The 14387-nt window shown below is 40.9% G+C and carries 13 protein-coding genes; 2 read left to right on the forward strand and 11 right to left on the reverse strand.

The genetic code is table 11. The features are described from left to right. Positions 1-5 precede the first annotated feature (5 nt). The 11 genes from ACTWJ7_RS34600 to ACTWJ7_RS34650 all read right to left on the reverse strand — a co-directional run bounded on the left by ACTWJ7_RS34600 (position 6) and on the right by ACTWJ7_RS34650 (position 11472). Positions 6-1610, reverse strand: coding sequence for an amidoligase family protein (locus ACTWJ7_RS34600; RefSeq protein ID WP_443146517.1), 1605 nt, complete (start codon positions 1608-1610; stop codon positions 6-8). A 1425-nt stretch (positions 1611-3035) separates the two neighbouring features. Next, positions 3036-4199 carry a hypothetical protein gene (locus ACTWJ7_RS34605; protein WP_443146518.1) on the reverse strand — a complete coding sequence of 388 codons (1164 nt, stop codon included), beginning with the start codon at positions 4197-4199 and terminating at the stop codon, positions 3036-3038. After that, complete coding sequence (locus ACTWJ7_RS34610) at positions 4196-5731, reverse strand: hypothetical protein (protein WP_443146519.1); 1536 nt, start codon at positions 5729-5731, stop codon at positions 4196-4198. Before ACTWJ7_RS34610 ends, ACTWJ7_RS34605 begins: the two co-directional genes overlap by 4 nt. Then, positions 5728-7671: an ATP-binding protein gene (locus ACTWJ7_RS34615; protein WP_443146520.1), complete on the reverse strand. Its 1944-nt coding sequence runs from the start codon at positions 7669-7671 to the stop codon at positions 5728-5730. The genes ACTWJ7_RS34610 and ACTWJ7_RS34615 overlap by 4 nt, the downstream gene beginning before the upstream one ends. Beyond that, positions 7587-8243: a hypothetical protein gene (locus tag ACTWJ7_RS34620; RefSeq protein WP_443146521.1), complete on the reverse strand. Its 657-nt coding sequence runs from the start codon at positions 8241-8243 to the stop codon at positions 7587-7589. The genes ACTWJ7_RS34615 and ACTWJ7_RS34620 overlap by 85 nt, the downstream gene beginning before the upstream one ends. Positions 8244-8255: 12 nt before the next feature. Continuing rightward, entirely contained in the window at positions 8256-8882 is a 627-nt protein-coding gene (locus ACTWJ7_RS34625; protein ID WP_443146522.1) for a TcpE family conjugal transfer membrane protein, read from the reverse strand. Beyond that, complete coding sequence (locus ACTWJ7_RS34630; protein WP_443146523.1) at positions 8882-9166, reverse strand: hypothetical protein; 285 nt, start codon at positions 9164-9166, stop codon at positions 8882-8884. The genes ACTWJ7_RS34625 and ACTWJ7_RS34630 overlap by 1 nt, the downstream gene beginning before the upstream one ends. A gap of 28 nt (positions 9167-9194) precedes the next feature. Continuing rightward, the gene (locus ACTWJ7_RS34635) at positions 9195-9833 is read right to left on the reverse strand and encodes a metal-dependent hydrolase (protein WP_443146524.1); all 639 of its coding nucleotides are present in this window, start codon (positions 9831-9833) and stop codon (positions 9195-9197) included. A gap of 4 nt (positions 9834-9837) precedes the next feature. Continuing rightward, entirely contained in the window at positions 9838-10650 is an 813-nt protein-coding gene (locus tag ACTWJ7_RS34640) for a conjugal transfer protein (RefSeq protein ID WP_443146531.1), read from the reverse strand. A 10-nt stretch (positions 10651-10660) separates the two neighbouring features. Next, positions 10661-11146, reverse strand: a complete 486-nt coding sequence (locus ACTWJ7_RS34645; RefSeq protein ID WP_443146525.1) for a tyrosine-type recombinase/integrase — start codon at positions 11144-11146, stop codon at positions 10661-10663. A gap of 5 nt (positions 11147-11151) precedes the next feature. Next, positions 11152-11472, reverse strand: a complete 321-nt coding sequence (locus tag ACTWJ7_RS34650; protein WP_443146526.1) for a hypothetical protein — start codon at positions 11470-11472, stop codon at positions 11152-11154. Between the two features lie 471 nt (positions 11473-11943). Between ACTWJ7_RS34650 and ACTWJ7_RS34655 the strand changes: the two genes are divergently transcribed. Both ACTWJ7_RS34655 and ACTWJ7_RS34660 read left to right on the forward strand, forming a co-directional pair. Beyond that, positions 11944-13128: a ParM/StbA family protein gene (locus ACTWJ7_RS34655; RefSeq protein ID WP_443146527.1), complete on the forward strand. Its 1185-nt coding sequence runs from the start codon at positions 11944-11946 to the stop codon at positions 13126-13128. After that, positions 13125-13538, forward strand: coding sequence for a hypothetical protein (locus tag ACTWJ7_RS34660; RefSeq protein ID WP_443146528.1), 414 nt, complete (start codon positions 13125-13127; stop codon positions 13536-13538). The genes ACTWJ7_RS34655 and ACTWJ7_RS34660 overlap by 4 nt, the downstream gene beginning before the upstream one ends. Positions 13539-14387: the final 849 nt, after the last annotated feature.

Genomic DNA, 14387 nt, shown 5'->3' on the forward strand with positions numbered 1-14387 from the left:
CAACTCTACGCTCTTCCTCTTGTAAATAGCCATGTGGCTGCTAATCTGTCCTTATCATTGCCAAGTACGTCTAGAAAGCTCCGGAAGTTATCAATTTGCATCTGCTCATTACAAGAATCTTGCAATCTCAATTGTTTGTTTGCTTGCATGAGACCAGGAGTAAATTCACTCTGTGGACTGTTATTATTGATCACAGCTGCCTGATGAACAATTGAATTAGCTACCTGCACCTGAGCTTGCCATTGTTTATGATTTAGAGTGCTATTCGGGTACCTCATTTCAACCGTAGGCTTTCTACCTGCCCATGAGCTGTCTACATTTGATGCGTTGAAAATAGTGTATCGATCTCCAAACATTCTGCGCGCAGATTCTGGGCTTGTGAATCCCGAAATTCGTGATACTGTATCTGGGAACGGAGCTGCATAATGGCTGCCTCTGTGTATGCCTGGCTGACCCGTTCTTTCATAATGGTCAGCATCTGCTGCACCCATTCGGTACAAGTTCTTTTCATATCCTTTACCTATGCGTGCTAACCTCTGCCATGAATACGTCCTGTGGTCCAACGGAGCGATACCTATGTGAATATGCCCACCTGTTCTCCTAGATGTTTGGGCTCCTACCTCTCTTAATTTTTGAGTTGCGAGCTCTATCCTACGCCACGAGTCTTCGTTATCAAACAAGATTGGTGATACAAGTTCCAGGCCATTTTCTAAGGACGAATCCCTCTCCAATCTAAAATATCCTGGTCCTGAGTTTCTGGCATGATACCGCTGTATCGCTCTTGAATCTATCAGATCAGCCTCGTAAAGAAGCTCAGCTACTTCTTCTTTTCTGACGTTTGAAGGTAATTCAAATTCGATTTCAATCCCAAAAGAGTTTCCTGTTCCTCCAAGCACATCCCCATACTGATACTCCCAATCATTTTTTGCCCTATTACTCAGCTCTTCCCAAGCCGTATCATCTCGCGATAAGTAAATACCATCGAACGCCCTGTTTTCTCTCCATGCATCCAGGACACCTTCCCTGGCCTCTTCATTTGCCCAATCTATATCAGCAAATCTTTGAACAACTGCTCTATGTAGAGACTGATCCACAATCCCTCTAATAACTTCATTTTGGTGAGACGCCTGGTGCTCTATGTTATTTGAGTTTGTTCTAGCTGACTGTAGTGCCATCATATGACGACAACTGCCACCGGATCCCTGTAGTCGATTTGTGTAATGTGGACAACTACAAGAATTAGCACTCGTTTCATAGACATGTCCAGATTCGGATGTTACGCGACCTCTTTGCTCATCAACTAATTCAACCTGAACCGTCTCCATCTGACTCCTTGATTCTGACCACATGCTGACACTACGGACCTCTGGTGCAGCTTGATTGGATCTCCTTCTTCGAAGCGACTCTCGGTATGCTTGCTGTGAAGCAATAATAATATTGTTTTCAAGCAATCCAGTATCAAGCTGTCTACCTATTGATCTAGCGTAGGCCAGCGCCTCCTCAAAGATTGCCCCATACTTTCTTGCACAGACCGGTCCCATGGATACTGATATTGATCTAGCATTTGAAAGCCGTCTGTTGCAGATTCTACAGGTAGTAAATCTCGGCATGTCTCATCACTCCTAATACTTTTGAATTTTACTTTGACATGGATCACAATGGCTCCGTCCATGGACCTCATAACATGCTGCTGGTTTATATTGTCCGACCGCTTGCTGCCTCTCCTCTGGATCCCTGCAGCTGCTCCCGGGCTCCAGCAGGCGCTCCTGGGCCGCACTGGCGCGTCGATTACTTCAGCCTGGCCAACCGGCTGCCGTCGTCCTTCCGGATCCCTGCAGCTACTCCCGGGCTCCAACAGGCGCTCCTGGGCCGCACTGGCGCGTCGATCGCTTCAGCCTGGCCAACCGGCTGCCGTCGTTCTTCCGGATCCCTGCAGCTACTCCCGGGCTCCAGCAGGCGCTCCTGGGCCGCACTGGCGCGTCGATTACTTCAGCCTGGCCAACCGGCTGCCGTCGTCCTTCCGGATCCCTGCAGCTACTCCCGGGCTCCAACAGGCGCTCCTGGGCCGCACTGGCGCGTCGATTACTTCAGCCTGGCCAACCGGCTGCCGTCGTCCTTCCGGATCCCTGCAGCTACTCCCGGGCTCCAACAGGCGCTCCTGGGCCGCACTGGCGCGTCGATTACTTCAGCCTGGCCAACCGGCTGCCGTCGTCCTTCCGGATCCCTGCAGCTACTCCCGGGCTCCAACAGGCGCTCCTGGGCCGCACTGGCGCGTCGATCGCTTCAGCCTGGCCAACCGGCTGCCGTCGTCCTTCCGGATCCCTGCAGCTACTCCCGGGCTCCAACAGGCGCTCCTGGGCCGCACTGGCGCGTCGATCGCTTCAGCCTGGCCAACCGGCTGCCGTCGTTCTTCCGGATCCCTGCAGCTACTCCCGGGCTCCAACAGGCGCTCCTGGGCCGCACTGGCGCGCCGATCGCTTCAGCCTGGCCAACCGGCTGCCGTCGTTCTTCCGGATCCCTGCAGCTGCTCCCGGGCTCCAACAGGCGCTCCTGGGCCGCACTGGCGCGTCGATCGCTTCAGCCTGGCCAACCGGCTGCCGTCGTCCTTCCGGATCCCTGCAGCTGCTCCTAGCCGCTAAGTCGAATTCACGAAGGGAATCTATCCGGATCAGATCGTTAAATCGGACTTACAACCATATCATCCAACCAAAGAACAAAATAGCCCACCCAATAAGCACTATAGTCGTTAGCGCTTTTATCCACTTTTCACGTCTTTCGAGATATTCAATGTATTCTCGTAATTTACTGTCCAAGTTTATATTTCTCCTAATTCCAATTGTGCTTTGCCAGTGTTAAAAAACGAATTATTATTCGTTTTTTACCTTTAAACAAATTACCGGTAAACATGCTCTTTCGAGTTGTTTACCGGCATCGGGTCTACTCCCATTTATTCAGTCTGTCTCTGGCCCTATTTTCTCTTTCTTCAGTCGATTTCTTTTCTTGAACATCACTTTTCTTTACATCTGTTTCATGATTTATCTCTCGACGCTCGCCATCTCTTTTTCATTTGATCCTTTCTTCATACTTTCAGCCACCTCTTCTTTTAACTTTACGCTTTTCTGAACTTGTGACTGATTTTCCTTAATGTTTTGATTCACTTCTTCAGTTGCATTCTCAATTTTTTCAAATTGACGCTCAGTTTCATCCAACAAATTGGACAATACCTTGTCCCTTTCACCGCTCACATATCTCAACTTATCAATATCAGCATTTGTAGCAAGCTCCTGTTCCTGGTCCAAAGTATTTCTTTGATTTTGAGTCTCATTGTAAGTAGCCGGTTTATCTACTGTATGTCCATTCGGCAACTCAGAATCAGATTTAGATACATCAGATAGTGGCGATGGCCCTATTTCTGACACATCACTACCAACTCCGTTTCTTGTAAGCTCAGCATCCTTAATCAGCGAGTCAGTAAATTGCTCCTTATGTTTCAACTCTGTATCTCGAATACCAATTTCCACACCAGCTGCACGGTCACTTATAGAACCTGATATTTTTCCAGCATTATCTATAAGCTCGTTTATTGTATTTTTACTAATTCCTTGTTGCTTTGAGGCTTGAATATCAGGAATATCATTATTATGACTATTACCGTTCTCACTTGTGCGATCTTTCGCAGGAGATTCAATACTCTCTAAATCACGCTGTTGGCCCCGTCTAATTCGATTGGATACACTTTCTAAAGTGCTTTCGCTCTCGGTAACCGCTACTTGGTTAGTTGCTCTTTGTATTTGTTCCACTGGTACCAGAGCAGGTTCAGAATCTTGTTCTGGTTGTTCTGCAAGACTCGCTTTGGGTTCAGTTGGATTCATAGTATCTAACACTTCCAAATTATCCGTTCGATCTCCAACTCGATTAGTAGCCTGGGCTTCTATCGTCTTTTCCGGATTGCGGTTATTGACTGAAACTTCATCACTAATTGCGGATCTCTCTTGTGAAGAAACATCAGATTCTTGCTTTTCAGTCACATCTTTACTGTTAGAAGCACGCTGATGTTCTGGAGATACACCTGTTGTTTTGGTTTCCGACTCTTGTTTGTCAACCACCTTTTCCTGATTTTCCTTCTTCTCATTCGGTTGTATCCTCTCAGGAGGTGCTGTGTTATATAGACTTTCCTTATTTTTATTTTGCTTCGTCACCCGGTCACTGTTTGCCCTAGTTTCAGAAGAGCTCTCGGGAGCATCTGTATTTTCAACATGAACCTGGTCTCTGTGTCCTTCATTGGTGGTCGCCCTGTCTGTTCTTCTAGCCACTTGCGTTCTCTTATATTGCTGCTGATTCTCTCTTTTCTCTCATGTTGATCCGCATAATCCTCAAATTCATCATCGTCGTACATGTCATCCAAGGCTCTTGCCCTTCTATTTCTTCCATATCGTCTTCGGAAGTTACTACCTGCCTTATTGATGGGCCTTAACACATCATTCATATGTTTTAAACCAGGTGAACTTTGCATTTTACTTATTAGTACAAAGAAAAGTATTAATGCTGCTACAAAAATCAACATAACTAATAGCTGACAGAATAAAAATTCTACATTCTCCATCAGTGTTACGATATTTGTTAACAGCAGTGTTACTCCTATGTACAGGAAGATAAAAACAACGGTCATGAAAACTCCTAATATACGTTGAAGATACTTCATCACCATTACCGGCTCTTTTGTTGGCACCAAACCAAGCGGTAGCACAATAATCCCTGCAATTATTAGTGCTAAAAAGTAGCCTACCAATATGAGCATGATTCCTCCCATAACAAAGAGAAATAATGCGCTCAGTATAGAACATAACAAGGCTACAAAACTTATACCTAAGCGTGAATATGGATTCTTTGCAGACTCATATTTCTTTTCATAGTTGTCTGAATAAATGTCAATAATATCACCGCGCTCATCTGTATCCGGAGCAAACCAAAGTACAGCATCAACCCATCGCATACCGGAGACAACCGCATATGGTTCGATTGCTTTATTGATTTTTTCTGCATCTTCCGCAGTTATTTTGGTATTTATGTCACCAAATTGTCCAGCTTCAAAAGGTCGATTTGCCATCTGGTCCCATACAGATCCATAAATAGTATTAGAATCAGTATCAGAAAAAACTGACATGAACTTCATGCTTATCCAATCTGAAAAATCCACAACTGCAGTCAGCCCTTTTGCTGGTGCAGTCGAAGGCATATTTAGCAAACTGGCCATGACTACTAATGAAATGCCAAATGTCATCAAACGCTTTATTGTAGTTGCCATGCTACCCTGAATGAAGTCTTTACCGACTAATATGAATGCGCCAATAACAATGAACGGCCATAAATTATCAACAAAGTCCCATCCTTTGGTATGAGCTGCACCAGCTATTGAGTCAATAGTCGAGTTTAGCCACTTGGGATGTAACCCCTTATCCAATATCCATATTGACATCTTCAGGGAAGATGTCCCGACGAGAAGAAGAATGTTGGACAGATAACCTATAATACTGCCCAGTATTCCGCCAGTTTCCCATACAAAGAACGAAGGATCAGGAGTCTCAAACCCTTCTGTATCGGGTATTAAACGAAAACTATCCGAGTAATCTGGCGGCTTCATTCCCGTTGTTGTTTCTGCAGCAGCAGATACTCCAAAACTTAAGATAAAGAACAATATAACCAGCAAAATCGATCGTATGGGCTTATTCATAGCTGCACCATTTCTGCATCTTCTTCTTGTGGAGTTGATTTAAAGTAAGGCATTGATTCCTCATCTATAGGATTAATCTGAAGTTCTCCAATATTCCCTTCTGGATCCTTAGCAATACCCTTTCCATTGCGATAGGTAACAGAGAAAGTAGTGTACCAATCTTCTGGATCCTCTTCACTCATTCCTAACAGCGTTAAAGCAGCTTTAATTTGTTCCTTTGACTCTAACCTAAGCATAATTTTCCAACTGAATAAGCCATTGATATCATCTGAATCCGATGTTTCATCTTCTAGTGAATCCGTTGGATTCTGTGTAGATAAAATGACTAACATGTTTTCAAATCTGGAGAATCGCAAGGCTTCTTCAATTAATTGGCGACCACCAGGGAATTTTTTAAGGATCCAATATTCCTCAAATACTTGGAATTTGAGCTGGCTCCGTTTAAGTGACATTAAATGCCGGAAAGACAATGTTGACGTCGCGTACCGGATTGCTGCAGAAATTCGTTCATCCATAGTCCATTGATCTTTAGTTGAACGGCTGTTCGGTACGATCAGCCCTCTTGTAATGGATATCAAAATGTTCCTATCAAAAATCATTTCTTCCCGATCCTCAACAAACAACGATGACCCAATCCCGTTATCCCTCAAATTATTGAGATGGCCTAAGCAATAATCAGCCTGCATTCGATATTGTTCTTTGTCATGCTTCTCGGCTATTTCATGAATTTGTTTTTCGAAGGCGAACATGTCCCATTTTTTCCCAAGATAAACCTTATTTAATGCCTCACCAATTACAAATCCGCGATATTCATCATCTTTTGGATTCAACAACAAATTTATAATCGTACTGGCTGCATTATTTCGTTGTGTCCTCTCTTTTGCCAATCTGAAGATATTTAGTGGGACTTGTTCAAAATCTTTTTCGCCTGGAGCAAATGACACTACTCTTGACTTCCTTTTCACTGTCGGATGTTTTGCAAATAGATCATAATCTCCTTTTGGATCCTCAATAAAGCCTATGGAATCCATCTCAATAAGGTTATGAGCAATATGCTTCCCTGTTGTTGTTTTACCAGATCCAGGATCTCCACAAATGAGAATAGTGTTCGCTCTTTGCAACTCCTTTGTAGGTCTCTCCGGATTCATGTAAACTGGTCGGTCATTAGCAACCAAATTGCCTAGAACAAATCCAAATGGATCCCCAAGTTTTCTTATACCCACGGGCATGCCGGCTGCTAGGATACCCGGCTCCATTTGTATAGTCCAACGATCAAAAAGGGCACTTTTAGCAAACGGATAAAAATTCTGAAACATTAATTTTTGATCTCCAGGAGAATTTGCAATTTTAGCTCCATACGTATCCATCTCATCCATTAATATTTTTTTCCTTCTTCTCAGGAGCTCTAAAGATGGAGCTCCCAGACCTAATAATGCATTCATATGGATTAAGGGTGTTTTTTGAACACGAAACTTTTGAAGACCTTCATCTATTCCCTGTAGATCTTCTACAACCTCTTCGGGAACATCCTGTTTACCGCTTACCCATTCTTTTATTTGTGAAAGGGTTACCTTACGCTTTCTTTTTAGCTTCTTGATTGCATCATCTGAAGATTCAATATTCATGACAATGGCTATATCTACTGGAAAGGAAAGACGTTCAATTGGCCCATAAATCCATTCTTGGCCAGTTGGGTTTCTCTCCAAAATCTCGGATGGTACATGAAGAACGGGCATATAGGATGAATAACTAATACCCTCATCTGTATAAGACTCAATATGCTCCAGCTTTTCTTTACTGAGCTTTGAAAGTGTTAACAATGTATTTTTAATGGGTAATATTTTTTTCTCGCCATTTATTTCTGAGACATGTGTCGGAAATGATGATGGCAATTGTAGATCAGGATCGCGTAGGCCTCTGTGATAGCCTTTTTTAACCACCACTCAACCTCACGTTGAGTGGCTTTCCTAATACCCGAGAAATTTATTAATTCGTGCCTAAGTGCTTCATCCGCCATTTCTTGAACACGTTCCAGCATACTGAATGCAAAATGAATCTCGCTTTTTAAGATAGGCTTAAATATCCTACTTGGCACATCCTTGATCCCAGTCCAAAAGTTAATTCCAACTTCTTTAAGGAACTGCATTTTATCTTGATCAAAATAAGTAGCAGCAACTTTGCGAAGTGGTATCACCAAGTAATTCACCCTTTCAAAAGGCATCTTTTTGTTAAGATACTTTTCGGTGATAGATACTTGTTTTTTCCAATCCTCCGCCTTAGAAATACTCATCATTTTTGAAGCAACTTGATCTGCGGCAAATTGCTTAGTTAAGAGATAAAGGTAAATTTTACCGGTGTATTTTTCGAAGGATTTTGCTATTCTTTCAATCATTCCAATTTTTACGTTTGTATTCTGGAATGCATACGGTAAAGACGGTAATACGTATACTGCATATGGATTTCCGTCTGCATCAAAAACCACATTGCCTTGCAATAGAGACACTGGTATCATGTCAAACCTCCATTACCAAGAGGTAAGTTTCTTCCTCTTATATTCAACAACTTTCCCATTTGTTATCTGATATCTACCAGGCTGCAACTTCGTTCCCCGCCTGCTGAATTCGACTTTCCCTCTTCGACTAACTCTGACTGCGGTAGGACGATGTATTTCAAAGCGATCCAATCCATAGCCCTTTGCTGGTAGCGCACCACAATGGCCGTTCTCGTAATGCGACAAATAAGTTATCGCTTCTTCAGATCCAGCAAGATTAATACGCTTGCTTACCCAACCATCACTCCAGCTGCTCCTCAAACCAAATTGAACAATGCTCCAAATGTACTGCAACGATGTTTTTCCCGCTGGGTCCCGTTTACTTAGAAAAAGAGCTAAAGCAAATGAAGCTACGAGAGAAATAGTCCAGGTTGTATAACTTTGTGAAGTTGAGACTGTCAAAATTTTATTTATGAGATAAGCAGGGAATGGAGCAACTACAAACCCAAATAAGGGTAAAGATAAGAAAAATAAGCCAATGACATCTGTTGTTATGACCCATCCTTCAGGTAAAACGATTCTCTTTTGTCCAACACCTGCACTTAAAGACGTCAGCTCGGCCCTAACTCGAAAAACATTCTTATATGTGCGGTAATACACTATACGCCGCTACCTCCTCCGGATCCGCCTGTAGGAGCACTCTTAAACACATCAGTTAAGCCATTCACTAGATTGACTGTATTACTAAAACCAAAGATACCTGCAGCTAGCACCAAACCAACAATTACAGTTACCATTACTTGTGCAATCGCACCCTTTTTGTAGTCGGATACAGCTCGGATCATCATGATGACAATCAAGATCATAAAGATTAGTTTGAGAATTAGGTTGAATACAAAGTCAACGGTAGGTATCCCCGTAATATTAAAATCATTCCATTTCATTTCATCAGACCCCTTGAAAGGTATTTTGTTAACTCAGAGCGTTAATAACACTCGTAATAAAATCAACAATCGGAAGCCAAATAAAAGAGCTCAGATCCAACAACTTTGAGTGAATTATGTCCACATAGCCACCCAACCACGGAATTTCTCCTAATAATCTAAGACAAATATCAGCCATTAATGAGTAAAAACAAATTGATAACATGATATTAAAGATGTTTTGAACGATGCTGCTATCCTCTGAAGAAACCGCAAGGAAAGAAGGTAGAAAACGAAAGTTAATTTTTAATGGATAGAGAAGCATCACACCTTTTGTTGTAAACATGTCCAAGAAAATATGCGAAAAGTAAGCTAATGTAATTGACCACACATAAAGATCACTTAAATTCATCAGCTTCAAAACCAAAAAAAGTACCAGCAGAATAGGTAAAGAATGTGTCGGTCCTCGATGTGGTATCCCTAAACGTTGAAACATCTCTGACACAAATCTCATTGGTTGATGAGCTGAAATAAAGGATTCTGGCTTATCGATATCTGGGAAAATGGCTGCAATATTTGTAACAACCATGACCAAAATCGTGTTGATCGACAGCACTGGCTCCTGGAAATATAAAAGCGTACTCTGTCCAATGACTACACCGGTAAGATGATGTACTTTATGATTCATAAAGTCATGTCACCGCTCTTATTACGTAGAATTTTGTTTCATCTTGTCGTACAAGCATATTTATAAGAATGTTAATAGTTGCCTTTGTTTCCTTGTCCTTTACCGTCACTGTCACGTCCGCAACATATTCATTCGTTTTATTATCCGCCGTCTCTCGAATTCTCACCGATTCAATACCGACATAAGAATATTCGCCATTCTGTGACAAGATAGTTGACTCTGGCAAAATAAGATTTTGTGCCGTGCTCATATCACCACTCAAGTAAGCTGGTAGAAATACTTTAAGTACAGGAGTAAGCATATCTACAACTGCATTTTTCGAAGCGTCATTCTCCTGTTTCGCAAAGTCTTGCTTAGACTTGTCGATACGCAGCGTAGGTACACTATCTATCACATATGTGCCATCACTCTGCCTTAAAAAAAGAACAGTTATGTTGTATTTCCTTGGAACGGAAATCTTTTCACCTAGTTCATTTTTTTCAGTAATCGTAGTCCAGGCAGTAACGTCAACGAATCCTCGGTCGTTAGAAAAATACGGTAATCCGACCGCTCTGGAAAAGTTAACACTTTGGTTACCCTTTATCAGATATGGGACAACTGAAGGTGCGATCTGATTCATCTTCAGTTGCCTTTGCTCTAATGGGCCTACCCAGTTAAGATAAAGCGTTACAAAATATTCAGCAGTCTTCTGCATGTTGGAGTAATCCTGAGCCTGGACTACTTCCTCTTTTGTAAAAATACTAAACAACGTTTTTAAACCTGCAATCGCAGCAAAACACAAGACAACAATCACAATGTATTTCGCAAATTTTCTCACCAAAAAATTCTCACTCCCCTTCAAAAACCAAAATATCTGGTATGACTATCCCTTCAGGGTAGTCCAGATACCTTGATTGCTCTACTCGAAGCAACGTCTTCACAACCTTTTCCTCATATCTACCAAGCAATAACCACTTTGCAAAAGTATGTCTTAATATTTCCGGTGTAATTTTTATGCCGGGAAGATAATAGGACTCAAGCGTGTGTTGTAAAAGGCGTATACTCATTGGTTTTCCTCTCTTGGACAAAAAAAGCGAGTCTTGAGACGATTTTAGAAACACTCCCCGTACAGATAGCCATTCGGTTAATGAACTTCTCAGTTCAGCAGCGAGTGGAACTTTCACATCTTCACACCATATACAATTTTGGTTTAAATCAACCCAATAACTATCCGGAGTTGTTTTTAGGGCAGCTACCTCTGCAACTTTTAAGCCTGCATAAACAAAAATATTGATAATCGCGAGGTTTCGATACATTAACGGACCTTCGGTCATCTCTCTTACGAAAGAAATGAGTTCCTTATACTGCCCTTTCGTAATCCATGAAGTTTGCTTTCTGACCAATGATACTTTTTAGAATTTTGAAACTTAATCTTTGTCCCAAATTTAAATCGACAAAATGCTTGAGCAGCTGCTTTATGTACGGATGCATTCTTTGGAGCATGATCTGAAAGCCACTGTTCAAATGAACTGATAAAATTATCGAGAGAATCAATAGAATTATCCGTGTCCGAATAAAAGCGAATAATAATTCGCATGTAAACATTAATTGAATCCTCTGATAGCTCCAGCTTTTTCAGATGCTCTCGGAATTGCTCCAAAACTAAATCACCTCCCTAAACCCTTTATATTCAACGTTCGTTACATACTATAGCATATAAATTTAGAAAAAGTACGCCAATTTATTGAATGCGCACAAAAAAAAATTTTTATGAAAAAACAAAAAAACAAGCTAAAAAACGGCTATTTTATCATAATAAATATTATTTTTGTCAGTTACTGCATATTAATTACGTAAACCATCTTCTAATTACATATAATACGTTGTTACAGGAATTTATAATGAAAAAATGGAGTGTAAGTTTTAATTACATTGTGCATTCTTTTTAAATTCAAATTTAATTCAAATATTTGAAAGGTAAATTTTTGTCGAATTATGTGAATTGATTTTGAATTATTATTTCATTCATTTTTAATTGATTAATGCTAGATAATAGATTATAATGTACTTATGAATGAATTTTGAATCCACTTTGAATAAAATTTTAATCTATGGAATGGAGAGAGCTTAAATGAAAAGAGTTATAACAGACTTTGGTAATTCAAAAGTAAAAATGAAAATTGACGGTGAACGTATCGAACAACCATCTGTTATCAAAAGACTCTATAGCGCTGAACCTGTAACTGAAACAGATCTTGATAAAAACATTGCCAATTTATTTCAGGAATTGTTAGTCAACATCTCAAGTCCATCAATTAAAAGATCGGGTTTTTATGCTGTCGGAATTCGTGGAAATATGGATGCCACTAGTTCTGAAAATATGAATATAAAACTCGGTAAGAAGTCCAAGCATGACATTCCTGTAATTATGAATTTGTCTATGACTGCAGCTCATGCAGTTGAGCAATACTACAAACAAAATAAAAAGCTTCCTGAAAAGATTGAAATTGAAGCTAATTTAACTGGAGCCATCCCAGCTTCAGAGTATACTTCCGAGGTAGCAAAAAAATTTGAAGAACGTTTCGCCGGAAAAGAAGATTCGCCAATTGTTCATGTAGTTATTGTTTACGTGGGAACAAACACAGTCACAGTGACTATCAAATATGCCAAGGCAAAAATTACACAAGAAGGAATTCCAGCACTATACGCTTTAATTGAAGCTCCTGAATTAATTTTGAGTAAATTCAAAAAGTTATATAAAGATGATCCCAAACGTAATGGAATGACTCAACGAGATTTTCTAGGTTTAAAAGGTCTTGGTGTTGATATTGGTAATGGCACAAGTGAGTACATCCATAGTCGTGGAGTAAATGCTGTTCTTCAAAATTGTCATGGCGAAAAGCGAGGAGTGGGTCATGCTGCTGAAGTAGCATCCAAACTGCTTGAAGAGGAACTTAACGGTTATGTTAAAATTAATCGCCAAAGATTTGACGAAATTATGCAAGATCCACAAGATAATTATCATGAGCTCGCAGAAAAGTTTATGGATGAAGCTCAGTATGGTGAAGCAAACAAAATTTTCGAAGATATTCAAGAGCGCTACAGTGTTATTGGTGGAGATATCGATTTCGTTATGGTATTTGGTGGAGGAAGTATTACTTTCGAAAAGGATCTATATCCTAGTTTGATTGAATTTGCTGAGGATACTAAAATCATGATTCTTTGGATTCCCGAAGAATTTGCAATAGATATGAACTTGAACGGGCTTGAAATTCTCCATAATAAAGTGTTTTTTCCGGAGCTGAATAAAGAATGAAAGAAAAAAAATCTAGACAACTTGTATCCTGGCGATTAGAAAAATTGCCAGATAGTGAGCAGCTAAACAAGTGGGTAAATGGCCAATCTAATGTCCAAAACTCCTTAACGAGTATAGTTCGACATTTGATAGAGCAATTTGGTTACCAGGATGTTACATCATATGATGTACAAAAGGTACTTTTCCAAAAACCAATTGCTGACGAATTAAAATTACTTATTTCTGAACTTAAAGGTATACCGTTTACTTCCTCAGTAATCTCATCGCCATCAGAGGTAATATCTGAATCAACTCCAAAACATGAGTTACCTAAAGAAGATAATAAGGCTAACCTAAAGAAAGATGTAGCCAAGGACGAAAAACCAGACAACGACGACATATACAAGCAGATCGATCCGAATAATTTATAAACCCGATACAAAAAAAGCCGACATTAGCGGCTTTTTTTGTATTTATAAAACATTCATTATGATATCAAATTGCATTCATAATGAATGTTCGTTTTTTTATATTAGAGACTGAATATATTTTTCATTCAATTTTAATTCAAAAAATATTCTTTATATTTAAAGTTGAGCACCATCTTAAAAATTCCATTAAATTAGCGAAAAATTAAGCTATAGAGCGGCCATAGCAGAGCTATAGAGCACCATAAAAGAGCTGTAGAGCGCCATAGCAGGCCATAGGCCCACCTGCAGAACAGTAGATACAATGCACGATTGCCAGGCATTTGGATCAGGACGGACAGGGTTGAGATATGAGTCGTTTAGTAAATCTTTTAGTTTTCGAGTGAAAGGAGAAAACTAGAAGATTTACTAAACGACTCATATCTCGGCCCTGTCCGTCCTGAGAAAAATGATGTAAAGAAAAAAACGGGTGCTTTCGCACCCAAGTCTTTTTTGTATACCTTGGTATACTTAGGTTAGTTAGAATGCTTGTAGTAAGCTATTTTGTATACATTCATGTAGTCTTTTTACTATAGTTTTGAGGGTTACACTAAGAATCACTATCCCCTATGTAGACCTCCAGGGTATCGTCCTGCAGCTGCTCCTGGCGGCACCGATTGCTTCAGCCTGCCAACGGCTGCCTTCGTTCTTCCGGATCCCTGCAGCTGCTCTTGGACTCCAGCGGACGCTCCTGGCGGCACCGGCGCGCCGATCGCTTCAGCCTGGCCAACCGGCTGCCTTCGTTCTTCCGGATCCCTGCAGCTGCTCCTGGACTCCAGCGGACGCTCCTGGCGTCACCGGCGCGCCGATCGC

The organism is Paenibacillus sp. 1A_MP2, from assembly GCF_052244825.1.
GTDB classification, from domain to species: Bacteria; Bacillota; Bacilli; order Paenibacillales; family Paenibacillaceae; genus Paenibacillus; species Paenibacillus vandeheii.

Excerpts from the sequence above, each read along its gene's own strand:
- ACTWJ7_RS34600 (WP_443146517.1), bottom strand. The coding sequence starts at position 1,610 with ATGCCGAGATTTACTACCTGTAGAATCTGCAACAGACGGCTTTCAAAT.
- ACTWJ7_RS34610 (WP_443146519.1), bottom strand. The coding sequence starts at position 5,731 with ATGAATAAGCCCATACGATCGATTTTGCTGGTTATATTGTTCTTTATC.
- ACTWJ7_RS34620 (WP_443146521.1), bottom strand. The coding sequence starts at position 8,243 with ATGATACCAGTGTCTCTATTGCAAGGCAATGTGGTTTTTGATGCAGAC.
- ACTWJ7_RS34630 (WP_443146523.1), bottom strand. The coding sequence starts at position 9,166 with ATGAAATGGAATGATTTTAATATTACGGGGATACCTACCGTTGACTTT.
- ACTWJ7_RS34635 (WP_443146524.1), bottom strand. The coding sequence starts at position 9,833 with ATGAATCATAAAGTACATCATCTTACCGGTGTAGTCATTGGACAGAGT.
- ACTWJ7_RS34645 (WP_443146525.1), bottom strand. The coding sequence starts at position 11,146 with ATGACCGAAGGTCCGTTAATGTATCGAAACCTCGCGATTATCAATATT.
- ACTWJ7_RS34655 (WP_443146527.1), top strand. The coding sequence starts at position 11,944 with ATGAAAAGAGTTATAACAGACTTTGGTAATTCAAAAGTAAAAATGAAA.
- ACTWJ7_RS34660 (WP_443146528.1), top strand. The coding sequence starts at position 13,125 with ATGAAAGAAAAAAAATCTAGACAACTTGTATCCTGGCGATTAGAAAAA.